Origin of the sequence: Paracoccus aminovorans, assembly GCF_900005615.1 — a bacterium.
GTDB classification, from domain to species: Bacteria; Pseudomonadota; Alphaproteobacteria; order Rhodobacterales; family Rhodobacteraceae; genus Paracoccus; species Paracoccus aminovorans.
In genome coordinates this window covers 313,945-338,042 of sequence record NZ_LN832559.1, presented here as the reverse complement: position 1 = coordinate 338,042, position 24,098 = coordinate 313,945, and the positions used below count along the sequence as shown (strand labels likewise).

Genomic DNA, 24,098 nt, shown 5'->3' with positions numbered 1-24,098 from the left:
CGTTTGTGGGCAGATCGTGCACGCCAGATCGAGAACGGAATTCCGTCACCCCTCGGCGGAAATCGCATTTCCTGGAAAGGTGAGCCATGGCCATAGCCGTGATACCGACCGGGCCCGTCGAACGCGACAGCCTGGGGCGATTGCCGATCGATGAGGCGCCGCTGAAACCCGTCCATATCGTTGCCGCCGCATCCGTGCTGGGTGGCGCCGCGCTGGATGGCTATGTGTTGGGCATCGTCGGCCCCGCGCTGGCAATCGCCCAGCACGAGTTGCAGCTGTCCGCCATCAGTCAGGGGCTGATCGCATCCAGCGCCCTGATCGGCGTCTTTATCGGCGGGCTGCTTTTCGGCAACCTTGCCGACCGTTTCGGGCGGCGTCCGGTCTTTGCCTGGAACCTGGCCGCGTTCATCGTGCTGTCCCTGCTGCAGCTTGTCGTGCAGGACGTCTGGCAGCTGGTCGCGATCCGGCTTGCCCTGGGGCTGGCCATCGGCGTGGAATATGCCGTCGGCTCGTCTTTCCTGGCCGAGTTTTCGCGGCGCAAGAACCGCGGGGTGCTGTTGGGCTGTTTCGGCGTCGGCTGGCAGGCCGTCTTTACCATCGCCTTCGTCATCGGAACATTCTATCACGGCGACAACTGGCGGATGCTGCTGGCGTCGAGCGTGGTTCCCGCGCTGATCACCTTCATCCTGCGGCTGACGCTGCCCGAAACCCCGATGTGGCTGAAGGCGCGCGGCCGCGTCGCCGAGGCCGAAGCGATCGTCGCGCGGCATTTCGGTCCCGGATATGCGATTCCGGATATCGCGCTGGACGCCAGCCTGGCCTCGCCGCGCGAGCTGTTCACGGCACAGAGCTGGCGGCAGACGCTCTATTCCGGCTTCTTCTGGTTCTGCCAGGTGGGTCCGTTCTTTGCCATCTTCACCTTCATGGTGCCGGTGCTGGAATCCCTTCGCCTGAACGGCTCGGCGATGGTGGACATGTCGCTGAACCTGCTGCAGATCGTCGGTTCCATCGCGGGCGTGTTCCTGCTGCACTGGATGAGCCGCCGGGGCTTCGTCATCTGGACCTTCGCCATCGTCCTCGCGACCTTCCTGGCCCTGGGCCTGTTCCCCGACGCGCCGACCTGGATCATCGTGACGCTGTTTGCGACCTACATGTTCGTGGGACCTGTCGCGAACAGCATCCAGTTCGTCTATCCGGCCGAGATTTTCGACACGCATGTCCGGGCGACCGGCATCGGCTTCTCGGCAGCCTTCTCGCGCATCTCGGCGGCAGGCGTCACCTATCTTCTGCCCTATCTGCTGTTGCAGTTCGGCTTTTCGGCCACCCTGATCCTGATGGCGCTTTTCCCTTTGCTGGGCCTGGTGATGTCCATCGGCTGGGCGCCAGAGACCAAGGGCAAGCATCTGCGCTGACCCGATCAGTGCGGGCGCGTGGTCAACACCATGCGCCCGCATCCAGGAGAGTAGAAGCCGGTCCCGCAAGCCTAAGCGGTCGGCTGCTCGCTTGCAGAGGACATGCGACAGAGCAGAAATGACCCGATGCGCCGCTGCAATTTCAGCGGCTGGATATCCAAGCAAGGCGAGCCTTTGTTCACCCTCGTCGCTTGCAAAGCGTCTTGGGTGGCCGTCCTCGCGGCGTGCATCGCGCTGTCGCAACCATTGCCTTGCTGATCAGCACGCTTCGATCATCGACAGGCCGCTTACCACGACTTGGGAAAGAGCGGCCGCGGCCGCGCCATTCGTTCATCGATCCGTCAAAACCAGTGCGGGGGCAGCAATCATGGCGGGCCTTGCGGCCTGACGGAGGGGTCCTGATCCGTCTCATCGCGCGAAGCGGCGGACGGGGGGCGCCGCTTGGGGGCGGTGTAATAGGTGTTCAGCTCCAGCAGGTGCCGGTCGGCGTTCTGCAAGGCCGCCAGCGCGCCGTCGCGGTCGCGATTGGCCAGCAGACCGCAAAGCACCTCGGATACCGCCAATGCCGGGGTCAGCGTGTGAAAGAAGGTCGGGCTTTCGGTTGCACACAGGATCACCTCGTCGGCGATGGCGACCAGGGGCGAGACCTCGCTGTCGGTGATCGCAACCACCGCCAGCCCCTTGTTGCGCGCCATTTGCGCCAGCTCCAGCGCATGCCGCGCATAGGGGCTGATCGACACCGCCAGCAGCACGTCCTGCGGCCCTGCGCCCATCAGCCCGTCGCCCACCGTGCCGGCGGGTCCGTCCAGATGCACGCTGCGCTTGCCCAGCAAGGACATGACATAGTGGAAATGCCAAGCCACCAGATGGCAGGAGCGCAACCCCAGCACGTAGATCCGGCGTGCCTGGGCCAGGCGCTCCGCGGCAGCCTCGAGCCGGGCGGCCGAGGCGGGCTCGGCCAGGCGCGCGATCTGTCCCGACAGGCTTTGCAGCATCTGCACGGCCAGCCCTTCGCCGCTGGCGCTGGCGCGTTCCTGCTGGGCGGCAAAGCCGTCGATGCGCTGGCGGATGGCGTGGGCATGATGGGCGCGGAGGTTGTCGTAACCGTCCAGCCCCAGGGCTTTGGCCAGCCGCGTCATGGTCGAGGGCTGCACCCCGGCGCTGCGCGCCAGCTGCCGCATCGAGACCAGCGCCACCTCGTCGGGATGTTCCAGGATATAGCGCGCGGCCTGCTGCAGTTTCGGCGGCAGGCCCCCGAAAGCGGCAATCAGCCGGGCGCGCAGGGCGTCCTGATGAGACATTCGTTCCAAGCCCTCGGAGGTCACGTCGGCGAGGATCGGTAAAACTCAGGCGGAATGCAATGCCTTGGCTCGGGAAGGGGCGAAGCAGATGTTTCCTTGGCGAGGTTCTGAAGACCGTTGTTTCCTGCGTGGCCGCGCTTTGGCACAAACGAACCGGGACCAGGGCCGGACTCTTCGCCGTCATTGATCGGAAACGACCTGCATTCTTCATGGCAGCATCGGTCCCGGTTTGTTCCGAGCGGTGTCGGACCGTCGCTGCGGAGCCGTGCGGCCGTGATCGGTGTCGGCCATGGCAATGCCGGGGTGATCGAGGGAGCGTGAGGATTCATCGTGAGGTGATGACGGCAGCGGCGAGAAGGATTGATCTCCTGTCTGTCTGGCGGGCGCGCATGGCGATGCGACTGAATTCCTTGGGGTTTGGAAGAAGTTTAGATGGGCTGGCGCAAGTCTAGATGCCGGGGTCGATCTTGGGCTCCGCGCGCAGGCATGGTGTTGCGAGATCACGGTGCGGGCAACTCGGTTGATCGGCTGGTCTGCCGCGATCCTGGAACCTGCGTCGGCTTTGCCGGCGCTGAACGTCCATCGGGCCTGGGGCCACCATCAGGCGGCGCGTATGGGCGCCGCTGCGTCAGCATATCGTCCGGGGCAGCGGATGGGCGCATCATATCAGCCGCGCCCGCGGGCCGGAGTTGCGGCGCGACTATCGGCTTCCGCTGCTCGCGGATGTATCCGTCGGGGTGTCGTCCGCCGCTTCGCGCGCGACGCAGGTTCCGGGCATGGCGGCGAGCCAGGCGCCCACGGCGCGAATTTCGCCGGGGCAATCGTTCAGCCAGGCCAGCAGTCTGACGACCGGCTCGTCCGCGACGGCGAAGGTCGGCGCAAGATCCTGCGCGGGGGTCGCGGGCCCGGCAGGGTCGGCCGTGGCATGTTTCCGCGGCCGGGCATCCGGGTCGTCGCGGGACAAGGCCGTTTCCTGCCAACCGCCGGCGGCCTGGATCGCGGACAGGAACGCCTTGTAATAGCCGGCGACAAGATCCCATCTGTCGGTGCCGTTCACCGTTCGGCGCGCGTCCTTCAGATTGTCCGCCCCGTCCCGAGGCAGATAATGCGCAATGCCCTTGCCGCACCCGTTCCAGCGCCCGTCCATCAGCCCCAGGATCAGGATCCGGGCCGAGACGACCGGGTCCAGCATCCTGTCGGGGTCCCGCTCCAGATCGACGCCGGCATCCGCGCTGCTTGCGGCGTAGTTCCTCTGCCAGGTCAGCTGGACATGGCCGCGGCCGTAATAGCATTTTCCATAGGGTCCGACCGGCTTGCCATAGCGTTCCGGCGCGCTGCCCGGACCCAGGCGACGGGCCAGCGACGCCACGGCCTTGATCGCCTCCTGATCGCTTCGGGCAAAGCCTTCGCGCACCGGCACCATGCGGCGGCCGGTTTCGTGCCAGGCCGTCGCCAGGGCATAGGCCAGCGTCTTGGCCCGGCCGTCGCCGACCGCGGCCATGGCGTCGAGGATTCCCTCGATTCCGTCGACCTGCTGCTGCGTCAGGACGGCGCCGAAAACCGCGCCGTCCCCGTGCCGCAGGCGTTGGTAGAAAACCTTTCTGTCCATATGCGCCCCCGCTATCGGTCGCGCCGCTTGCGGCGGTGTCAACGCCAGTGTTGCAGCGCGGATTTGGCGAATTGCGAGAAATGGATCGTCTTGCCCGCATGCAGGTTCTCGCCGCCATAGCGGCGGTCGGTGTAGCTTTCATAGGCGGCGACGATCTTGGGATAGGTATTGCGGTCGATGGTCGAACTCCAGTCCATGCCGAACTGTTTCGCCAATCCCGCCATATGCGAGCAGAACTCCGGGCTGCCGCCCGCGTTCCTGCATTCGGTCGCTACGTCATCGGTCATTTCTCTGGTCCTCCTTCATGGATCGCTTCGATGGGGTTATTCAGGGGTTGCGCTGGCCAAGCCCGCCGGATTCGAAACCCTCCCAGGGCCTCTTGTTCAGCTCGAACGCCGCAGGGGCGCCCCAGCATTGGCCGATGCTGCCCGGCATGAAGGCGTTGCGGATGTTATAGGTCCATGCCGTGCAAACCGGATCGCCCTGGCAGACCGCCTCGCATTGATCGGGGCCGGCAAGCTTTCCGTAATAGATGCTGCCCTTCAGCTCGCAGGGCGAGGTGCTGGCCCGCCCGACCCAGTTCTGGGCGGGCGTCCGTGTCCAGTCGCCGCGGTTGCGGCCGGCCTGCAGGGCGGCCGGGCTCTGGTCCACCACCTTTTGCGGCGGGGGGCAGCCGGGCGGGTTGACATAGCGGAACGAGCATCGGACGGGGTCGACGATCTCGAAATAGCGGGTGATCTGCGAAACGTTGCAGCGCGTCGACAGATCGGGGCCGCCGACGGCGCGCGGCGGGCCGCCGCAATAGTCGGTGCTGGAATCCAGCAGATAGTTCGAGCCGCTGTCCACGCTTTTGGCAAATGCCAGCAGGGCCTCCCGCATCTTGCCGGAACTCGGCCGGAACTCTTCGCTGAAATCGTCGAGCGTCAGATCCTCGTCCAACAGGCTCAGCAGCAGCCGCAAATCCTGGTCCCGTCGCTCGACCCCGATCTGCAAAAGCGTGGACGCCTTGCTCCAGAAGGCTTCGGCGGTGGTCAGGAAGCTTGCCGTCTGGCGCAGTTCGGCGATATGGGCCACGGACTGCCTGGACATGGCGTTCAGCGTGTCGGTGGTGCCGTTGTTGACGGTGATCTGTCCTTGCAGCTGGCGCATCAGCCGGTCGGCCGCGGCCCGCGCCTGTCCGGCCTCGGACAGACGCGCCCGCTCGTCGTTGAGCGCGTGGGAAAGGCTGTTCGCCTCTTCGATGTCATGATCGGCAAGGGTGCGGATGCCCAGATAGGCGCCATAGCCCGGAACCCACCACCAGCTGTTCAATTCGTCCAGCTTGCGCCTGCGCTCTTCCAGCGCGGCATGGGCGTTGGCCATGCGCCGGTTGATCTCGACCAACTGCTGGGCGCTCAGGCGCTCGCGCTCGGTTGCGCCGGCCAGGGTCGCCTCCAGGCTCTTGATCTCGGCCTGCACGCGGCCCTGTTCGGTCTTGATGTCTCCGATCCGCCGCTCGAGCTCCTGGACCCGGTCGCCGCAGCGGGCGAATTCCCGGTTCGCCACCTCGCGGAAGCGCAATGCCTTCGACGAAAGATCGCCCGCGGTCGCGCCCATCCGGTCAAGCGCGCCCTGGATGCCGCCCGTGTCGCCGGCGGCGAGCGCCCTTTCGGCGGCGTCCAGCTGCGCCAGTGCGGCCGTGGTGCGTTCAAGATAGCTGCCGCCGCTTTCCTGCGCCCTCAGCGGCCAGACGGCGGCGATGCAAAGGCACAGGACGGCCGCCAGCCGGGCCGATATGCAATGAAATCCGTGCAGACCCGCCATGAAAAATCCCTCCGCATTCCGAAAAGCCCGGGGCAGCCCGCATGAGCTGCCCCGCGGACGTCGTCAGGCAGCCGCCTGCGCCTCGGCCGTGGCCTCTTTCAAGGCGGCGGCAATGACCGACTTGGCCTTCTCGCTTTCCCCTTCGCCTTTCATGGCCGATATCGCCAGGGCCGCGCCAAGTTCGGCGGCCTTCTTTCTGGCCGCCTCGGGGCCCAGATAGTTGCCGTAATCCTCGGATGCGCGCGAGCGGATGTCGGTCATGCGGGACGTATAGCGTTTGGCGATGGTCTGCATGCCGACCCAACCCGCAAGATAGCGGACGGCATTTTGCTTGAACTCCGTCTCGGCATAGAGCTCCAGCTTGTCGCTGAGGCTGAGGCTCTTGTAGGCCGCGATGTCGTCGGCAAGCGCCGGATTGGCCAGACGCGCGCAGCCGTCCGCCATGTTCCGCCAGAACTGGGCGGCGACCTGCAGATTGGTCACGACCCGCTTCAATGCCTTGATGGCCTGGAAAAGCGCCTCGACCGTCACGGTCAGCGTCTGCGTCTGCATGTCGATGTTTTTCATCTGCAAGGCATATTTCTTCATGTCGGCCAGCGTCTTGTCCTCTTCCTCCTGCTTTTTCATCAGCAGGTTCAGGAAGTTGACCTTTTCCTGGCGATAGGAATCGGCAAGCTCGAAGAAGTTCTCGCCCATCTTGCCTATGCCGCTTCCAGCTTCGCCGATCGCCTTGCCGATCTTTTCGATGGCGTCGCCGATCTCCTTGGCCTTCGCCTTGGCCGCGGTCAGCGCATCGGCGGCTTCCTTCTTCTTTTTCTCAAGGATTTCAAGCTGCGCCTTGGCCTCGTCGGCCGCCAGCTTGGCGGCCGTCGCCGCCGCTTCCTTGTCCTTCTTCTCCTGCGCGGAAAGGCCGTCCTTCTTGGCGTCGGCCTCGGCGCCGGTCAGCTTGGCCTTCGCGCTCTCCACCTCGGAGGTCTTGGCGGTAACGGCCTGGGTCTCGGCTTCCAGCTTTTTCTGGGCATCCGCGACCGCGGCATCGGCCTTTTCCTTGTCGACGGTAAGCGCCTCCTTGGACTTGGCGGGCTCGTTTGCGGCAGCGGGCTTTGCGGCCGCGGGCTTGTCGGCGGCCGGCTTCTCGGCGGCGGGCGCGGCGGCAGGGGCGGGCGCGGGCGTCGGCGAGGGCAGGTTCAGCCCCGGGACCTGCACCCTGGCAAAGGCCCCGGCGGCGGCGCCCACGCCATCCGCCAGCGGCCGCAGGATCGAACCGATGATGCTGAGCGCGAAGGCGCGGTTTTCCGACGATTCGGCCTTGGACTTCGCCTCTTCGTATTTCGACTGCAGGTCTTTCACCGCCGTCGCCAGACGCTGCGACAGGTCGGTCGCGCGCTCATTCTCGGCCCGGATGTCCGCCAGCTTGGTCTTGAGCGCCTCGATCTGCTGCAACTCCATGCCCTGCTGCTTTTCGGCCAGTTCCACGGCCGTCTGCGCCTTGACCCCCAGGGCGGCATATTCGTCGGCGAGCTGCTTCATGCCGCTGCTCAGCCTCGTCGCCTTCTCCGCGGCATTTTTCAGGAAGGTGACGGCGATATCTTCCTTGTTGCTCATCAGGAAGCGGAAGACCTTGCTGAGATCGGGAAGGATTTCGCCCGATATCGCCTCCAGTTCGGTCATCTGATGTTCTGACCGCAGCAAAAGATCGACGAAGCTTTTATGCAGCCCTGCCACCAGCGCCCGCAATTCCCCATATTTCGGATCGATGCCGTTATAGGCGCAATAGATCATATCTCCGGTCAGGCTGAGGTCGTCGCACATCTGCTCCAGCTTGATGCTGGCCAAGGTGTTCCGGATCGCCTCTTCCACGATTTCGGAATCCGCACTCGGGCTGGCGGTCATCGAATATTTCTTACCGCCGATCAGGACCTCGGAATCGGCAAGAATCGCAATATCCCCTGTCATGGCAATACTCCCTGGATTGTCGGCAAGTGGCGCGTCCGGAGTTGCGGCTCCGGAGCGACGTGATGCCTGTGCCGGAACGCTGATCGGTGCCGGCACAGGCGGGCAGTCCCGTCGCGATCAGTCGCGGTCGCCGTAATCCACGGAGACGATGTCTCCACCGCTTACCGTGAAGGCGACGCCGTGATGGCGCAGCTTGCCGAACTCGATGAAATGCCGGCTATCGGGATTGCTGGCGGCCCAGGCATTCATCTGCGCCGTCAACTGCTCCATCTCGGCCGGCGTGGCATGCGCCGAATCCTTCACAAATGTCATCTGCTCATTGGCATGCGCACTCCAGCCCATGGTCATTCCTTTCTTTCGGCCGCATCGGCCGTGGTTGATTGTCAGCTTTTTCGGCAGATCGTTCCGCGCTTATCGGCTTGCGCGTGGCGCGGGACCGTGTCTGCTGCCCTGATATTACCATCCCGGGAAGCGCACGCTTGAAGATCCGCTTGCGGTATTCTTATGGAAACCTTGCCGTTACATTGCTGCCTGGGGTTGCGCCGTGCGGTAAGGTTCAGAGGTGCGCGAGGTGAGTCGGTGAAGTATCGATTCCTAGATTGTTGCCTGGATACCGACCGCTACGTCTTCCAGCGGGGCGGCGAGGACGTCCACCTGGAACCGCAGGTGTTCGAATTGCTGTCCTGCCTGGTTCGTTCCGCGGGCGAGCTGATCACCCGCGAGACGCTGCTTTCCGAGGTCTGGAAGGGGCTTCACGTTTCGGACGCCGCCATCGACGCGCGGATCAACGCCGCGCGCCGCGCCGTCGGCGACGACGGCCGGTCGCAGCGCGTCATCGTCACCGTGGCCCGGCGCGGCTTTCGCTTCGCCCCGTCGGCGACGGTCGAAGAGGCCGAGGGGCAGCCGGACCGGCCCCCGGCCCCGCGCGCGACCCGGTTGCCCATCCTCGCGGTCCTGCTGTTTCGCTATCACACGGCGGACCCGCTGGACATTCTGGCCGAGGGCATTCTCGACGACATCGTGCTGGCCCTCAGCAACGTCGGAGAGTTCCGCGTCATCGCCCATCACCGCGCGATCAGCCTTCGCGACTGCGGCGCCATCTGCGAGATCGCAGCGGCGCTGTCGGCCGATTACCTGGTCGAAGGCTCGATCCGCCGCCTGGGCGATCAGGTCCGCGTGGCGGTCAATCTCGTCGATGCGCAGGGCTGCACGATCTGGTCTTCGCGCTTCGACGAGACCCTGGGCAACATATTGAAGGTACAGGACAGCATCGCGATGCGGATCGCCGGGCAATTGCCGGTCTGGCTGCGCGAGGCCGAGATCCTGCGCGCCGACCAGGCCGACGAGGCCCGCGCCTGCGTCCTGCGCGCCTTGCCCTATTTCTGGCAGCACGACCGCGAGGCGAACGACCAGGCCATCCGGCTGCTATCCCGCGCGCTGACCGCCGAGGCCGACGATATCCGCGCGCTTTCCTATCTGGCCTGGGCCTTGGCGCAGCGTCCGGTCTATCTGTGGTCGCACGATCCCGCCGCGGATCGGGCCAAGGCGCTGCATCTGGCCAACCGGGCCGCCGCCCGGGCGGGCAGCGACCCTCCGGCGCTGGTCGCGATCAGCGCGGCCTTTTCGCTGACGATGACGGATCCCTTGCCGGCATTGGCCTTTGCCAAGCGGGCCGTCGCCATCGACCCCAGCAATGCCTGGGGACGCATGCGACTGGGCTGGGCGCTGAACTATTGCGGCAGGCCGGCCGCAGCGCTGCCCGAATTCGATCACGCCCTGCGGCTTTCGCCGCGCGACCCGTTTCTCTACAACTTCCGCATCGGTGCCGCCATCGCGCATGTCGGCCTTGGCAATTTCGACCGCGCGATCGCGATCGTCGACGAGGTGATCGCCAGCACCCCGCAGCTTTCCTGGGCATATCGCATTCTGGCCAGCATCTATCGGCAGACGGGCGACGCAGCCCGCGAGGCGCATTTCACCGCCAAGCTGATCGAGGCCAATCCGGGCCTGACGATGAAACAGCTGGAAGACGCGGTCCCGCCCAGCATGAAAGGACAGAGCCCGATCTACATTCCCTGGCAATTGCTGGCCGAGGATCTGTATCGCCCGGCGTCCTGAGGGGCCTGCTCTGCGACCCGGCGCCTGCGCTATTGCGCGGGATCGCGCGCCAGCGGCAGCGCGGGGTTGCGCGGGCTGGACGGCGGCCCGGCCTCGGTCGTGACCGAGCTTGCCTCGGAGGGATGGCCGTCCAGTTGCGCCATGTCGCCGATGCGCCGCCAGCCGCCATGCAGGTATAGCGCCCCGGCCATGACCATCGTGGCCAGCATGGCAGCCGGAAAGCTCAGCCACAACGCGTCCACCCCCAGCCAGCCGTGCAATCCCAGCGCCACCCCCATCCGCACCGGATAAAGCGAGACTGCCAGGATGATCAGCGGCCAGACCACCTGGCCGTTCGCGCGGATCGTGCCGAACAGCACCATGCTGACGCCGAAGGCGACGAAGCCCCAGGTCGCCAGTCGCCCGATATGCTGGCCGATGGCGACGGCCGGGCTTTCGCGGCCCAGGAACAGCTCCAGCGCGATCCGGTCCAGGAACAGCAGCGCCAGGACCAGCCCGCCGGTCAGCAGGAAGTTGAAGACGATCCCCGCGCGGGTGGTCTGGGCCACGCGGTCCCAGCGGCCGGCGCCGATGTTCTGCGCCGCCATGGCGCTGACCGCGGCGCCCAGCGCCATGGCCGGCATCTGCACATAGGTCCACAGCTGCTGGGTGGCGCCGAAGGCGGCGGTGGTCTCGACCCCCTCGCGGTTGACCAGCGTCATCATCGCCAGCATGGCCGAAGACACCACGACCATCTGCAGGCCGATGGGCAGTCCCTTCCGCAGCATCAGGCGCAGGATGGCGGGCTCGGGCACCAGCAGGCGCAGCTCGGCCCCGGTCAGCCGCAGCGGATGGCGGCGCAGGTAGAGATAGGCCAGCATCGCGGCCAGGCTGGTATAGTTCGCCACCGCCATGGCAAAGGCCGAGCCGCCGATGCCCATCTGCGGGAACGGCCCACGCCCCAGGATGAAGAGCGGGTTCAGGATCACGTCCAGCACCACCGCCAGCGCCATGAAGATCAACGGCGTGATCGAGTCGCCTGCGCCGCGCAGCGCCATCATCAGCATGGTCTGCATCAGGATCGCCGGCATGGCGAGGAAGGTGACGCGCAGGAAGGCCCGGGCCAGCGGCGTGATCTCGGGGCCGGTGCCCAAAAGCGCCAGCACCTGCGGCGCCAGGACCCAACCGATGGCCGCGATCAGCACCGCGAGCGGCGCGAAGGTACCGATGGCGGTGCCCACCACCTCTTTCGCGCCGGCCATGTCGCGCCGCCCCACCGCCTGTCCGATCAGAATGGTCGAGGCCATGCCGAAGCCGAAGACGAAGGCGGTCAGCAGGAACATCACCAGATTGCCGTTGGTCGTCGCCGCCAGCGCGTCCTCGCCCAGAAGCCGGCCCACCCATACCGCGTCGATCGAGCCATTGGCCGATTGCAGCACCGACGAGCCCAGCGTCGGCAGCGAGAACATCAGCAACGCGCGGTTGATCGGTGCGGTGGTCAGGTCGGTTCGGGTCCGCATCGTCAGGCTTCCGGATCGTTGCTGCGGTGTCAGGAAAGCAGACGCGCCGCTGCCGGACAAGCCGAATGGCCCGATCGGCTGCCGTTCCGACATTGCCCGATGCCGCGATCGCCTTGGCCGAGGCGACCGGTTCGGAAGCCTGGCGCCCAGCCCACAAGCGTCTGTCAGTCCCGCCGCGCGCCGGCAGGCAGGCGGCACCGCCTGGACCGGCACTTGGCCGGGCCGTGGGCGGCTGCGCCTGGACCGCTGACCGGGCAACGCGGATTGGCCGGCGCCGGGGCCGCATTGGAGGCAATGCCTCCTGTTGCGGGCCTGTTGCGCGCGCAAGGCCATGGAGCGACAGGCACCCAGGGCGCGCACGATCTCTGCCACCTCACGGCACAGCGACACGCCCCGACATTGAGGGAAAACCCTCATTCCCCTAGACTGACGGGCGGGCTAGCCTTCTCGACATAAGCTCAATGCAACGAGGTCTCCCCATGTCCGACCAGACCACCGACAAGAAACCGCAACCCGATCCGGCCGAGGAGGGCGCGTTCTTCCCCTCGCGCTATTCCTTGAGCCAGTTCACCTCGCCCAAGTCGGACCTGAGCGGCGCGGATTATCCTTCGCCCTATCGCGGCGACAAGAAGATCCTGATGATCGGCGCGGACGAGCGTTATCTGCTGACCGACAACGGCTCGTTCTTCTCGACCGGGAACCACCCGGTGGAAACGCTGCTGCCGATGTATCATCTCGACAAAGCCGGTTTCGCCTTCGACGTGGCCACCCTGTCGGGCAATCCGGTCAAGTTCGAGTTCTGGGCGATGCCGTCCGAGGACGAGGCGGTGAAGGGCTTCTTCGCCAGGTATCACCCGCAGTTCAAGCAGCCGCTGACCCTGTCCGAGGTCATCGCGCAGGGACTCGACGGTTATGCCGCGATCTTCATCCCCGGCGGCCATGGCGCGCTGATCGGCATCCCTGAAAGCGGGGATGTCGGCGCGGCGCTGGAATGGGCGGCGGCGAACGACCGTTTCGTCATTTCGCTCTGCCACGGTCCTGCGGCCTTCCTCGCGGTCGGCGACAGCGACATATATCGCGGCTGCAAGATCTGCGCCTTCCCGGATGCGCTGGACGCCAAGACGCCGGACATCGGCTATATGCCGGGCCATCTGACCTGGAAATTCGGAGAGAAGCTGAAGGCGCTGGGCTTCGAGATCGTGAACGGCGACATTTCGGGCGCGGTGCATCGCGACCGCCAGCTGATCACCGGCGACAGCCCGCTGGCGGGCAACAACCTGGGCAAGCTGGCCGCCCAGACCCTGCTGAAGGAGGTCGCGGACCGATGACCGACGCGGTCGCGGCCGAGGCGGCATTCCGCTGCACCCTTGCCATCGAGGGCGCCGAAACCCTTGCCGCGATCCGGGACGCGCTGCGCGCCTTCGCCGCCCCGCTGGGCTACGACCGCTTCGTCCTGTTCTCGGCCTCGGCCGTGCAGGACGACGTGGTCGAGCGCATCTACTGGGTCGAGGGCGACTGGTTCGGGGGCGAGCCGATCAGTGCCGAGACCTATGTGCGGCACTGTCCGGTGACGCGGCATATCGTCGAGGCGCGCGAGCCCTTCTTCTGGACCAAGACGGCAGGCGATTCCGGCGCGCTTTATCGCATCGTCCGCACCCCGCGCGGCGCCGGCATCCACGGCCTGCAGGTTCCGGTGTTCGGGCCGGCGGGGCTGGAAGGCGCGATGAGCCTGGGAGGGACGCGGATCGACGCCTCGCCGCAGGCCCGGCTGGCCCTGGGCATCCTGGCCGCAGCCGCATTCCGCGCCGCGCACCGGCTGCTCGAGTCTCCCGCGGGCGAGGAAACCGGCGCGCTTTCCGAGCGCGAGGTGCTGGCCTGGGCGGCCGCCGGCCGTCGGCATGCCGAGATTGCTGCGGGGCTTGGACTTTCGGGACGGACGGTCGAGAACCATATGCGGCGCATCCGCAAGCGGCTGGGCGTGGCGACGACGGCGCAGGCTATCCGGGTGGCGATCCGCACCGGCGAGATCGCGGCATGCGGGTCAGCCCGCGCGTCACCTCGGCGCCGAGACCGCCGGCGCCGACCAGACCCGCCAGCACCACCATCGCCAGCGACAGCAGGATGCACTGGTTCAGTCCGACCAGCAGCGTGGGCGTGGCCGTCGGGAACTCGATCTTCCACAGGATGGTGCGGGGCCTGGCGCCGATGGCCTCGCCCAGCTCCTTCAGGTCCGTCGGCACGCCGCGAAAGGCCAGCGTGGTCAGCCGCAGCATCGGCGGGATGCCATAGACGATGGTCGCGATGATCGCCGGCACCTTGCCCAGGCTGAATATCATCACCGCCGGGATCAGGTAGACCCAGGGCGGTACCGTCTGCATCACGTCGAGCACCGGACGCAGCGCCGCCTCGATCCGCGGCCGGCGCGCGGCTAGGATGCCCAGGGGAAAGGCGATGGCGAGCATTCCCGCTGTGCGCGTCCGGGATTTTTTGGGAACGGCAACGCGAAAGTCTCGCTGGAGAAGCTCAAATCCAGAAACCTTCTATTTCTCAAGGAACGGTCTAGGTTCTTTGGACTCTTGGGATTTCTTTTTGTCTGAAGGGGTGATTCAAGTTTCCCGTTGCATGGAGGTTTGCGATGGGAGTGTTGGATCGGCTTGTGCTGTCGGACGGGCAATGGGACCGGCTTTCGGCGCATATCATCGGGGATGAGCGGACGCGCGGCATCAGCGGGCGCGACAATCGCATGTTCGTCGAGGCGGTTCTGTGGATCGTGAGGACGGGTTCGCCGTGGCGCGACCTGCCCGACGTGTTCGGGTCGTGGAACAGCATGTTCCGCCGTTTCAGCCGGTGGAGCTGCAAGGGATCTGGTGGCGGATATTCGCGGCGATGTCGGATGACGCAGACTTTGAATACCTGATCGTGGACAGCACCATCATCCGCGCCCATCAACACGCCTCCGGTGCAAAAAAGGGGCTGAAGATCAGGCCCTTGGCCGATCCCGTGGCGGCCTGAGCACCAAGCTCCACATGGCCGTCCGGGGCCTTGGCTGCCCGATCCGCTTCACCCTGACCGCCGGGCAGCGAGGAGATGCGCCGCAGGCCGAAGCCCTGATCGCAGACCTGCCCGCCGAGGTTATCATGGCCGACACCGCCTATGACAGCGACCGCCTGCGCGAGACGGTTGCACAGAAAGGGGCTGTCGCCGTTATTCCAAACAACCCGTCGCGCGCCCGCAAGTATCCGCTCGACCGGCATCTCTACGCACAACGGCAGTTGATCGAATGTTGCTTCTCAAGGCTCAAGCAATTCCGAAGGGTCGCCACACGATACGAGAAAACCGCCAGAAATTACCTTGCTGTCGTCACCATCGCAGCAATCGTCCTATGGATCAGGTAAATATCCACAGAACCTAGGCCGCGCGGCGACTGGAAGACCTTCGAGCCCGCCGGCTCACCCGTCCAGCAGGTGCATGCGAGAATGATCCTCTCGGACCAGCAGACGCTGCTTCAGGCGGCGGTGGCCGGCAGGGCATCGGCCTCGGTGGACGAGCATGACCGACAGTTTCGTCGACGACGGATCCCTGGTGAACCCGACGGAGTTGTAAATCAGGACTGACAGGGCATTGCGCCCAAGGACGTTCGCCTCACCCAAACGGCAACGCTTTTCCGTCTCGCAAGGCGATGAGATCCAGTCGCGGCCGTTGTTTTCAGGATCGGAAATAGTCCCGATCAGGGAACCAAACCGGTATATTCCAACCCACCGGCCGAGGCGATGGCATAACGTATCGCCGCATGAATATCGTCGATTCCGAAACTCTTTGCCCAGAAAGCGCCAAAGTCCACAGCACAACAGTTTCGCCCATCCAGATAAGTTGATGCAGATTGTTACGGGTGAACCAGTAGGAGCCCGTCACCGGCTCCGGAAGGTCCCAGTGCGTGCCCTCGTCGGCCGAAACGACCGTGCCGGAAGCGGTCTGCTCCCTGAAGAAGCGACGCCCTGGCTCTCGCGCAGGAAGGTCTGTGTAACGGTTCGGCATCCGCCGATCGACACGCTCGTCCCGCAGGTTGGCGGGCCGGACATGACCACCAAAGGAAGTGCCGTTCTCCTACACCTCGCCCGTCAGGCCATATCCCGGATCTCGGCCGTCATCGCCTCTCGGAGCTTGTGCATCAGCACGACCGCCGTCTTGTGCTGCACGTCCAGATCGCGCGAGAGCTGGACGGCCCCTTGGCTGCGTTCATGAACAGGCAGATCGCACCGAGCAGGTCAACGAAGGACAGCTTCCGCGACGCAAAGATGATGCCGGAGGTCACGCTGAACTGGCGGTGCAAGCCGCACATTCGAAACGCCGGCGGATCGTCACGTCGTAGACATCAGCGCATCCGCAGGCCGGACAGACCGGGGGCGCCGTCGGTCTCTGGCCAGCGCAGCCGGCAGAACCGGCGATACGAGGCCTCCTCGTCAGCGGAGGAGAAAATCACCTTGAGCGAAAGTGTTCGTGCCGCCGCGGAGAGAGGAAAGTACTGCGCCATGGAGGCTTCCGGAGCCATCATGTTCTCATAAGCCCACTGCGTCAACGCGATGGCGTGTTTGCTACCTAAGTCCGATTGGGTGGATGGAGAAGTCTTCTACAGCCTCCGTGAGGCAAAGATCCTGAGCGGGCAAGGGGGGCCTACAACGCCAAACGACCACACAGCGCATTGGGATATCGCCCACCGGCCCAAGAAAGTATCGTCCCGATGCACCAAAGGCCGGTCATGCACCAACCTTCAAGACGGACCACTCACTTTGGGCTGATCACGGACTCTTCGAGGGTTCGGTTCGGCCGCTAACCTGACCATTGGTGCAAGGGTGATTGGGCTGCGCAGATCAAGGCGCATGGGGCGGGAACGGAGGGTGTTGCGGTTCCGGGGCCGGTCGGCAAACCGGATGCCTGCGTGGGCGTGGCTGCCGTGACGAACTTGGCCCATAGAGATGCCATCCAGCCCACGGAAAGGATCGAACCATCAAACCGCGGGAGAAAACAGCTAGACCCACCCCGCCAGGTTCTCGCCGATGATCGCCGTCAGCACGTCGATATGCGTCGGCTCGGCGTTCAGGCAGGGGATATAGGTGAACGTCTTGCCGCCCGCGTCCTCGAAGGCGTGGCGGATCTCGCCCTGGATCTCCTCCAGCGTCTCGATGCAATCGGCCGAGAAGGCGGGCGAGATCACCGCGATCTCGGTGATGCCCTGACGCGCCAGGTCGGCCACATGCTCGACCGTATAGGGGCGCAGCCATTCCTCGGTGCCGAAGACCGACTGGAAGCTGGTGTCGATCACGCCCTCGGGCCAGCCCAGCCGCTCGCGCAGCAGGCGCGAGGTCTTCTGGCACTGGCAATGATAGGGGTCGCCCTCGCGCAGGTAGCGCTTCGGCATGCCGTGATAGCTGGCGACCAGCTTTCGCGGCAGCTTGCCGCCGAGGGCCCGCTCGACCGAGCCGGCCAGCGCGTCGATATAGTCGGCGCGGTCGAAATAGGCCGGCACGGTGCGCGCGGCCGGCTGCCATTTCTGCGTCATCAGCGCGCGGAAGAACTGGTCGTTCGCCGTCGCCGTCGTCGCCCCGGCATATTGCGGGTAAAGCGGAAAGAACAGGATGCGGTCGCAGCCGGCCTTGACCATGCGCTCGACCGCGTCCGGGGTCGAGGGATTGCCGTAGCGCATGCAGAAATCCACCACGACCCGGTCGCCCCACAGCGCCGAGGCCCGCTCGCGCAGCGCCGCCACCTGCTGCTTGGTGATGGTCATCAGGGGCGATTCATTCGCCTCGTCGTTCCAGATCAGCCGGTAGTTCGCGCCCGAGGTGAAGGGCCGCTTGGTCAGGATGACGGTCTGCAGCAGCGGCTGCCATTTCCAGGCCGGATAGTCGATCACCCGCTTGTCGGACAGAAACTCGCCGAGATAGCGCCGCATCGACCAGTAGTCGGTGGCATCCGGGGTGCCGAGGTTGGCGACCAGCACGCCGATCTTGCGGGCGGGAACCGGGGGATGGCTGGCGGGGGCGTGCTCGGGGGTCATCAGGGCTTTCTCGTGCTGGCGAGGGCCTCGGCCAGCGGAACCTTGGCCGAGCCCGGGCGGAGCGGTTGCTGCTGGCTGGGATCGGGCGCCCAGCCGGTCAGGAAGATCAACTCGAAGGTGGCCAGGACGCGGGTCGGGTCCTGCGGGTCGGCATGGTTTTCGGCATAAAGCGCGGCGGCGCGCAACAGGACATCTCGTCGCGTGGGTCGCCGCAGCCGGCCGGCCAGCGCGTTGCCCTCGCCCATGGCGCGCAAATCGCGGGCCAGGTGGAACAGGCTGCGATAGCTGGCGGATTGCGTGATCTGGTCGGCCACCGGCAGCGCCAGCCCGGCGCGGGGCAAAAGCCCGCCCAGGTCGCGGATCTCGGCCATCGGCAGCACGCGGGGGGACAGGCCGCCCAGCACCTCGGCCTCGGCCCGGGTCAGCGAATCGCGCAATTCCTGCAGGCTGCGGCCGCCGGGACAGGCGGCGATGAACAGCCCGTCGGGCCGCAGCGCCCGCGCGGATTGCGCGATCTGTCCGACCGGATCCTCGGCCCAATGCAGCGCCATGGCGTGGATCACCAGGTCATGCGCGCCGGGCACCAGGTCCAGCACCGGCGTGTCGGCGACGATCCGCGCCCCGGGCAGGACGGCGCGCCAGAAATCGGCATGGCCGGTCACCACGGCGGGAGCGGTAAACCTTCTGTTAACCTCGGCCAGCCTATCCTGAATCTCGTCGGCAGCGATTCGATGCAGGAAATCGACCGGCTCCTGCCGCAGGGCACGGGCGCGGTTCCGGTCGAGCGCGCCGCGATCGGTCAGGCTGGGAACGGGATTGGGACTGACGGGCATCATGGGGGCTGAACATAGGGGGCTTCGCGGCCTGATGAAAGGCGCATTGCGGCTGGTCTATCCGCCGCAATGCCTGTCCTGCGGCGCCCCCGTGGCCGAAGAGGGCGGACTTTGCCCGGATTGCTGGCGCGAGGCCGATTTCATCCAGGACAGCTGCTGCAGCCGCTGCGGCGTGCCCCTGCCCGGCGACGGGCTGGAGGATGCGGCGGACGAGGCCGCGGGCCTGCTGGTCTGCGACGACTGCCTGGCGGTGCAGCGGCCCTGGCTGCGCGGCCGCGCGGCGCTGGCCTATCGCGGCACCGGGCGCAAGCTGGCCCTGATGCTGAAGCACAGCGACCGGCTGGACCTGGCCCCGGTCCTGGGCGACTGGGTGGCGCGGGCGGCGCAGCCGCTGGTGCGGCCCGACATGCTGGTGGTGCCGGTGCCCGTGCATCTGCGCCGGCTGCTGAAGCGCAAATACAACCAGGCCGAGCTGCTGGCCCAGCGCGTGGCCCGCGCGCATGGTCTGGCGCATCGGCCGCAGTTGCTGCGGCGCATCCGGCACACGCCGATGCAGGACCACGGCTCGGTCGCCGACCGCTTCGCCAATGTCGACGGCGCGCTGGTCGTGCCCGCCCGCATGGCCCCGCTGGTCGAAGGGCGCGCCGTACTGCTGGTCGACGACGTGATGGCCTCGGGGGCGACGCTGGCGGCGGCGGCCGAGGCGTTGCGGGCGGCGGGTGCGGGACCGATCTCGGTCGTGGTGCTGGCGCGGGCGGTCAAGGATACCTAGATAGGGTCCGTGACATGAACGCGGAACAACCAGATGGCCAAGGTCGAGATCTATACCACCCCCACCTGCCCCTATTGCATCGCCGCCAAGGCGCTCCTGCGCAAGAAGGGCGTTTCTTATGAGGAAACCGATGTCAGCGGCGACCCGGCCGGGCGCGCGGCGATGACCCAGCGCGCCGGCGGCAGGCGGACGGTGCCGCAGATCTTCATCGACGGCCGCCATGTCGGCGGCAGCGACGACCTGCACGCGCTGGAGCATCGCGGCCAGCTGGACGGGCTCTTGCAGGCATGAGCGGCGGGCTGGTCGCGGGTCTGGTGCAGCTGTGCGTCTCGGACGACCCCGTGCGCAATCTGCCCATCACCCGCGGCCTGATCCGCGAGGCCGCCCGGGGCGGCGCCGGCTGGGTATTGACGCCCGAGGCGACCAACCTGCTGGGCGCCAGCCGCGAGCTGCAGGACCGCATCCTGCATGTCGAGGCCGAGGACCCGACGCTGGCCGCGCTGCGCGAAGATGCGCGGGATCTGGGGATCTGGCTGCTGATCGGCTCGCTGTCGCTGAAGACCGGCGACCCGGCCGAGACCCGCTTCGCCAATCGCAGCTTCCTGATCGCGCCCGACGGTGCCATCCGGTCGCGTTATGACAAGCTGCACATGTTCGACGTGACGGTCTCGGACAGCGAATCCTATCGCGAATCGGCGGCCTTCCGGCCCGGCACCCGCGCCGTGCTGGCCGAGGGGCCGCTGCCGGTCGGCATGACCATCTGCTACGACCTGCGCTTTCCCTATCTCTACCGGGCGCTGGCGCAGGCCGGGGCCGAGGTGCTGACCGTGCCCGCCGCCTTCAACGACACCACCGGCGCCGCGCATTGGAAGGTGCTGCTGCGCGCCCGCGCCATCGAGACCGGATGCTTCGTGCTGGCGCCGGCGCAATGCGGGACGCATGTCGCGCATCTGGAATCCGGGCGCCGGCCGCGCCGCAGCCACGGTCATTCGCTGGCCGTCGGTCCCTGGGGCGAGGTGCTGGCCGACGGCGGCAGCGAACCCGGCGTCACTTTCGTGACGCTTGACCGCAAGGCCGTCCTTGGGGCACGGTCCCGCATCCCGTCCCTGACGCATGACCAAGGCTTCTCCGGCCCATGATCGACAACACCCACGACAGCCCGCACGCGCAGGCCGAAGCCTCGGCCGATGCGCTGGCGGCAAGCCTGTTTTCCGAGGTGTTCATCGCCGACCAGCTGGCGCGCGACCTGATCGGCAAGGCGCTGCCCAAGGGCATGCAGATCTCGCATTTCTCGGTGCTGAACCTGCTGGCGCATCTGAACGTCGAGCGCACGCCGGCGGAACTGGCCGAGGCGTTCCACGTCACCCGCGGCGCCATGACCAACACGCTGTCGCGGCTGGAATGGGCCGGGCATATCCATATCCGCCCGGACTGGGACGATGCGCGGCGCAAGTTCGTGGCGATCAGCCCGGCGGGGCGCGCGGCGCGGGACGCCGCTCTGGCCGCCTTCATGCCGCGAATCGCCGATGTCGTGCGCGATGTCGGCGCCGACCGGGTCCGCGCGGCGCTGCCGGTGCTGCGCATGCTGCGCAAGCAGCTGGAAGGGACGCTGCGTCACGAAACCCGCAGCGCAACGCGCTGACGCCGCCGCCGCCGCGCTGTTCGGAAAAAAGCCGGCTGCCCGGTCGCGCAAAGCCGCGGCCCTTTGCGGGCGCGGAAGCTCAGGCCGGGCGCAGGGCGGTCATCGCGTAATTGACCGAGAGGTCGCGATGCGACAGCGACCAGCTCCAGCCCAGCGGGTTGAAGACCATGCCGCAGCGGTCGACGACGCTCAGGCCGGAGGCTTCGGTCATCTGCGCCAGCTCGTCCGGGGTGATGAAGCGGCGCCAGTCGTGCGTGCCCTTGGGCAGCCAGCGCATCACCCATTCCGCGCCGACGATGGCCGCCGCGAAGCTGCGGGCGGTGCGGTTCAGCGTGGACTGGATCAGCATGCCGCCGGGCCGAATCAGGTCGCGGCAGGTGGTGATAAATTCGGAGGGCTCGGCGACATGTTCGACGATCTCCAGCGCCATGACCACGTCATAGGCCAGGCCCTCGGCCGCCAGCGCCTCGGCCGTGGTGGCGCGGTAGTCGATGGGCAGGCATTGCTCCTGCGCATGCAGGCTGGCGACGGCGATGTTGCCTTCCGCCGCATCGGCACCGGTCACGGTGGCGCCCAGCCGCGCCATCGGCTCGGCCATCAGCCCGCCGCCGCAGCCGATGTCGAGCAGCGTCAGCCTCTGGAACGGCCGCGGCGCCGCCAGGTCGCGGCCGAATTGCGCCGCGATCTGGCGGGTGACATAGTCCAGCCGGGTCGGGTTGAGCATGTGCAGCGGCTTGAACTTGCCCTGCGGATCCCACCATTCCCGCGCCATGGCCTGGAACTTGGCGACCTCGGCGGGGTCGATGCTGCTGGGGGCTGCTCTTTCGGTCATCTGGCCGTCCTTCATGTGGCGGGCGCGCGCGAGGCGTTATATAGTGGGGGCATGGACAGATTGGCAGGGCAAATCGGCGGCATGCCGTCGCATGGCAGGTTGCACCCGATGGTCGAGCCCTTCGACCGCCGCATGGTCGAGGTCGGCGACGGCCACCGCCTGCATGTCGAGCAAAGCGGCAATCCGCAGGGCGTGCCGGTCATCGTCCTGCATGGCGGCCCGGGCGGCGGTTGCAGCCCGTTCATGCGCCGCTTTTTCGATCCGGCGCATTACCGGGCGGTGCTGTTCGACCAGCGCGGCTGCGGCCGGTCCGAGCCGCATGCCTCGGTCGAGGCCAATACCACCCAGCATCTGATCGCCGACATCGAGCGGATCCGGCGCGAGCTGGGCATCGGCCGCGCGATCCTGTTCGGCGGCAGCTGGGGCGCGACCCTGGCGCTGGCCTATGCCCAGGCGCATCCCGAAGCGGTCTTAGCGCTGGCGCTGCGCGGCGTCTTCCTGGGCCGGCGCAGCGAGCTCGACTGGTTCTATGGCGGCGGCGTCGCGCGCTTCTTTCCCGACCGCTGGGCCGAGTTCCAGGCCCCGATCCCCGAGGCCGAGCGTGGCGACATGATCGCCGCCTATCACAAACGGCTGTTCGGCGGCGACCGCGGCCAGGAAAGCCGCTATGCCCTGCCCTGGCTGGTCTGGGAAAACGCCCTGGCGGGGTTGGAGATCAGCGGTCCCGGCCATGCGCCGCCGGACTATGCCCGCGCCTTTGCCAGGCTGGAAAACCATTATTTCGTCAACGGCTGCTTCCTGGACGAGGGCCAGCTGCTGCGCGACCGCGCCCGCATCGCGCATATCCCGGCGGTGATCGTGCAGGGCCGCTATGACATGGTCTGCCCGCCCGCCAGCGCCTGGGAACTGGCCGAGGGCTGGGACCGCGCCGAGTTGCGCATGGTGCCCGCCTCGGGCCACGCGCTGAGCGAGCCGCGAATCGCCGCGGAACTGGTGCGGGTCATGGATGGTTGGCGAGATGCGGCCCGCGAGGGTGGCCGCGCCTGACATCGGGACCGCCATGACCTTCCTGATCTTCCTTTTCGCTTGCGCCGCCGCCGGGGCGACCGGGATCTTTTTCCAGCCCGGCAGCTGGTATGCCGGGTTGCAGAAGCCCGGCTTCACCCCGCCCGGCTGGGTGTTTCCCGTCGCCTGGACCACGCTCTATGTCCTGATCGCCTGGTCGGCGGCGCGGCTGGCCGGGCTGCCCGGCGCCGGGACGGTGCTGGCGCTGTGGGCCTTGCAGATCGCGTTGAATACGCTGTGGACACCGGTCTTTTTCGGCGCGCATCGGCTGGGCGCGGCCATGCTGATCCTGGCGGCGCTGTGGCTGGTCGTGGCGGTGCTGATGGTCATGGCCTGGCGGCTGGACCGGTTGGCGGGGGCGCTTCTGCTGCCCTATCTGGCCTGGCTGACGCTGGCCGGAACGCTGAATTTCAGCATCTGGCAGAACAACCCGGGCACGACCGGATAAGACCCGGCGGCTTTTTCTTGCAAATCGCCGCGACCGGGCCTATATGCAGCTTCAACAGCGGCGCAGGTGTCCACAGCCTGCCCACCGGTAAGACGCACGGGCCGCCCAATCGGCCCGTTTTTTCGTATCTGGGGTATCAGCAATGTCCGACCTCATCGCCAAGACCGCCATCGACCGGCGCCTGGCCGAGATCATCTCTCCGGTGATCGAGGATCTGGGCTTCGAACTGGTCCGCATCCGCCTGCAAGGCGGCAAGACCGCCACCTTGCAGATCATGGCCGACCGCCCCGAAGGCGGCATCAATGTCGACGATTGCGCCGACATCTCGACCGCCGTCAGCGCCATCCTCGACGTCGAGGATCCGATCGAGGACAACTATTATCTGGAGGTCAGCAGCCCCGGCATCGACCGCCCGCTGACCCGGCTGAAGGATTTCGCGACCTTCGAGGGCTATGAGGCGCGGCTGGAAACCAACCAGCCCATCGACGGCCGCAAGCGCTTCAAGGGCGTGCTGGCCGGGGTCGAGGGCGACGAGGTGCTGCTGAACATCGAGGAAGCCGGCGAGGAACAGACCATCGGGCTGAACTTCGACTGGCTCTCGGACGCGAAACTGGTTCTGACCGACGAATTGATTGCCGAGATGCTGCGGCAGAAAAAGGACGCGGGCGTGCAGATCGACAATCTGGACGAAACCGCTTTTGACGAGATTGAAACGGAAGCCGGCGAAGACAACGCCGCCGCGAAGGAGTGAGC

General features: G+C 66.6%; 22 protein-coding genes and 4 pseudogenes. 13 read left to right on the top strand and 13 right to left on the bottom strand.

Annotated features, from left to right (window positions below; translation table 11 throughout):
- Positions 1 to 86: 86 nt before the first annotated feature.
- Positions 87 to 1,412, top strand: a complete 1,326-nt coding sequence (locus JCM7685_RS01710; RefSeq protein ID WP_074971021.1) for an MFS transporter — start codon at positions 87 to 89, stop codon at positions 1,410 to 1,412.
- A 365-nt stretch (positions 1,413 to 1,777) separates the two neighbouring features.
- Here the strand turns inward: JCM7685_RS01710 and JCM7685_RS01705 are convergent, their stop codons facing one another.
- The 6 genes from JCM7685_RS01705 to JCM7685_RS01680 form a co-directional block, all read right to left on the bottom strand.
- Positions 1,778 to 2,713, bottom strand: a complete 936-nt coding sequence (locus JCM7685_RS01705; protein ID WP_074971019.1) for a MurR/RpiR family transcriptional regulator — start codon at positions 2,711 to 2,713, stop codon at positions 1,778 to 1,780.
- A gap of 700 nt (positions 2,714 to 3,413) precedes the next feature.
- Entirely contained in the window at positions 3,414 to 4,322 is a 909-nt protein-coding gene (locus JCM7685_RS01700) for a glycoside hydrolase family 19 protein (RefSeq protein ID WP_074971017.1), read from the bottom strand.
- A 38-nt stretch (positions 4,323 to 4,360) separates the two neighbouring features.
- Entirely contained in the window at positions 4,361 to 4,609 is a 249-nt protein-coding gene (locus tag JCM7685_RS01695) for a hypothetical protein (protein WP_074971015.1), read from the bottom strand.
- A gap of 40 nt (positions 4,610 to 4,649) precedes the next feature.
- The gene (locus tag JCM7685_RS01690) at positions 4,650 to 6,125 is read right to left on the bottom strand and encodes a hypothetical protein (RefSeq protein ID WP_074971013.1); all 1,476 of its coding nucleotides are present in this window, start codon (positions 6,123 to 6,125) and stop codon (positions 4,650 to 4,652) included.
- A gap of 63 nt (positions 6,126 to 6,188) precedes the next feature.
- Entirely contained in the window at positions 6,189 to 8,177 is a 1,989-nt protein-coding gene (locus JCM7685_RS01685) for a hypothetical protein (protein ID WP_145981071.1), read from the bottom strand.
- A gap of 21 nt (positions 8,178 to 8,198) precedes the next feature.
- Positions 8,199 to 8,429, bottom strand: coding sequence for a hypothetical protein (locus tag JCM7685_RS01680; protein WP_074971010.1), 231 nt, complete (start codon positions 8,427 to 8,429; stop codon positions 8,199 to 8,201).
- A gap of 231 nt (positions 8,430 to 8,660) precedes the next feature.
- Here JCM7685_RS01680 and JCM7685_RS01675 point away from each other — a divergent pair, with 231 nt between their 5' ends.
- Positions 8,661 to 10,199 (top strand): winged helix-turn-helix domain-containing tetratricopeptide repeat protein, encoded by a 1,539-nt coding sequence (locus tag JCM7685_RS01675; protein ID WP_074971008.1) that lies wholly within the window; start codon positions 8,661 to 8,663, stop codon positions 10,197 to 10,199.
- Between the two features lie 29 nt (positions 10,200 to 10,228).
- On the opposite strand, the gene JCM7685_RS01670 is transcribed toward JCM7685_RS01675, so the two are convergent.
- Positions 10,229 to 11,698, bottom strand: a complete 1,470-nt coding sequence (locus tag JCM7685_RS01670) for an MATE family efflux transporter (protein ID WP_074971006.1) — start codon at positions 11,696 to 11,698, stop codon at positions 10,229 to 10,231.
- A gap of 479 nt (positions 11,699 to 12,177) precedes the next feature.
- Here JCM7685_RS01670 and hchA point away from each other — a divergent pair, with 479 nt between their 5' ends.
- Positions 12,178 to 13,026 carry a glyoxalase III HchA gene (gene hchA / locus JCM7685_RS01665; RefSeq protein ID WP_074971004.1) on the top strand — a complete coding sequence of 283 codons (849 nt, stop codon included), beginning with the start codon at positions 12,178 to 12,180 and terminating at the stop codon, positions 13,024 to 13,026.
- Positions 13,023 to 13,667: pseudogene (locus tag JCM7685_RS20665) on the top strand (PA1136 family autoinducer-binding transcriptional regulator); the annotation flags it as partial. The gene hchA and the pseudogene JCM7685_RS20665, both read left to right, overlap by 4 nt.
- Before the next feature lie 28 nt (positions 13,668 to 13,695).
- Here the strand turns inward: JCM7685_RS20665 and JCM7685_RS01655 are convergent.
- Positions 13,696 to 14,160, bottom strand: coding sequence for an ABC transporter permease subunit (locus tag JCM7685_RS01655; protein WP_231964672.1), 465 nt, complete (start codon positions 14,158 to 14,160; stop codon positions 13,696 to 13,698).
- 173 nt (positions 14,161 to 14,333) lie between these two features.
- Here JCM7685_RS01655 and JCM7685_RS01650 point away from each other — a divergent pair.
- Positions 14,334 to 15,093: pseudogene (locus JCM7685_RS01650) on the top strand (IS5 family transposase).
- Between the two features lie 913 nt (positions 15,094 to 16,006).
- Here the strand turns inward: JCM7685_RS01650 and JCM7685_RS20660 are convergent.
- Both JCM7685_RS20660 and JCM7685_RS20655 read right to left on the bottom strand, forming a co-directional pair.
- Positions 16,007 to 16,063, bottom strand: a pseudogene (locus JCM7685_RS20660) (hypothetical protein); the annotation flags it as partial.
- A 7-nt stretch (positions 16,064 to 16,070) separates the two neighbouring features.
- The gene (locus JCM7685_RS20655; RefSeq protein WP_408634315.1) at positions 16,071 to 16,247 is read right to left on the bottom strand and encodes a hypothetical protein; all 177 of its coding nucleotides are present in this window, start codon (positions 16,245 to 16,247) and stop codon (positions 16,071 to 16,073) included.
- Between the two features lie 67 nt (positions 16,248 to 16,314).
- On the opposite strand from JCM7685_RS20655, the pseudogene JCM7685_RS20160 reads away from it, so the two are divergent.
- Positions 16,315 to 16,529 (top strand): annotated as a pseudogene (locus JCM7685_RS20160) (integrase core domain-containing protein); the annotation flags it as partial.
- Positions 16,530 to 16,724: 195 nt separating this feature from the next.
- On the opposite strand, the gene hemH reads toward JCM7685_RS20160, so the two are convergent.
- Both hemH and JCM7685_RS01635 read right to left on the bottom strand, forming a co-directional pair.
- Positions 16,725 to 17,753: a ferrochelatase gene (gene hemH / locus JCM7685_RS01640; RefSeq protein ID WP_074970457.1), complete on the bottom strand. Its 1,029-nt coding sequence runs from the start codon at positions 17,751 to 17,753 to the stop codon at positions 16,725 to 16,727.
- Complete coding sequence (locus JCM7685_RS01635; protein WP_074970459.1) at positions 17,753 to 18,589, bottom strand: methyltransferase domain-containing protein; 837 nt, start codon at positions 18,587 to 18,589, stop codon at positions 17,753 to 17,755. Before JCM7685_RS01635 ends, hemH begins: the two co-directional genes overlap by 1 nt.
- A 31-nt stretch (positions 18,590 to 18,620) precedes the next feature.
- Between JCM7685_RS01635 and JCM7685_RS01630 the strand changes: the two genes are divergently transcribed.
- The 4 genes from JCM7685_RS01630 to JCM7685_RS01615 are packed head-to-tail and all read left to right on the top strand — an operon-like array spanning position 18,621 to position 21,000.
- Positions 18,621 to 19,358 carry a double zinc ribbon domain-containing protein gene (locus tag JCM7685_RS01630; RefSeq protein ID WP_083412942.1) on the top strand — a complete coding sequence of 246 codons (738 nt, stop codon included), beginning with the start codon at positions 18,621 to 18,623 and terminating at the stop codon, positions 19,356 to 19,358.
- Between the two features lie 33 nt (positions 19,359 to 19,391).
- Complete coding sequence (grxC, locus tag JCM7685_RS01625; RefSeq protein WP_074970463.1) at positions 19,392 to 19,649, top strand: glutaredoxin 3; 258 nt, start codon at positions 19,392 to 19,394, stop codon at positions 19,647 to 19,649.
- Positions 19,646 to 20,497 (top strand): carbon-nitrogen hydrolase family protein, encoded by an 852-nt coding sequence (locus tag JCM7685_RS01620; RefSeq protein WP_170848976.1) that lies wholly within the window; start codon positions 19,646 to 19,648, stop codon positions 20,495 to 20,497. The genes grxC and JCM7685_RS01620 overlap by 4 nt, the downstream gene beginning before the upstream one ends.
- Positions 20,494 to 21,000 carry a MarR family winged helix-turn-helix transcriptional regulator gene (locus JCM7685_RS01615; protein WP_074970465.1) on the top strand — a complete coding sequence of 169 codons (507 nt, stop codon included), beginning with the start codon at positions 20,494 to 20,496 and terminating at the stop codon, positions 20,998 to 21,000. Before JCM7685_RS01620 ends, JCM7685_RS01615 begins: the two co-directional genes overlap by 4 nt.
- Before the next feature lie 79 nt (positions 21,001 to 21,079).
- On the opposite strand, the gene ubiG is transcribed toward JCM7685_RS01615, so the two are convergent.
- Positions 21,080 to 21,832, bottom strand: a complete 753-nt coding sequence (ubiG, locus tag JCM7685_RS01610) for a bifunctional 2-polyprenyl-6-hydroxyphenol methylase/3-demethylubiquinol 3-O-methyltransferase UbiG (protein WP_074970467.1) — start codon at positions 21,830 to 21,832, stop codon at positions 21,080 to 21,082.
- Positions 21,833 to 21,883: 51 nt separating this feature from the next.
- Here ubiG and pip point away from each other — a divergent pair, with 51 nt between their 5' ends.
- The 3 genes from pip to rimP all read left to right on the top strand — a co-directional run bounded on the left by pip (position 21,884) and on the right by rimP (position 24,096).
- Complete coding sequence (pip, locus tag JCM7685_RS01605; RefSeq protein ID WP_074970469.1) at positions 21,884 to 22,879, top strand: prolyl aminopeptidase; 996 nt, start codon at positions 21,884 to 21,886, stop codon at positions 22,877 to 22,879.
- A 13-nt stretch (positions 22,880 to 22,892) separates the two neighbouring features.
- Entirely contained in the window at positions 22,893 to 23,345 is a 453-nt protein-coding gene (tspO, locus tag JCM7685_RS01600; RefSeq protein WP_074970515.1) for a tryptophan-rich sensory protein TspO, read from the top strand.
- A gap of 142 nt (positions 23,346 to 23,487) precedes the next feature.
- Positions 23,488 to 24,096, top strand: coding sequence for a ribosome maturation factor RimP (rimP, locus tag JCM7685_RS01595; RefSeq protein WP_074970471.1), 609 nt, complete (start codon positions 23,488 to 23,490; stop codon positions 24,094 to 24,096).
- The last annotated feature ends 2 nt before the right edge of the window (positions 24,097 to 24,098 follow it).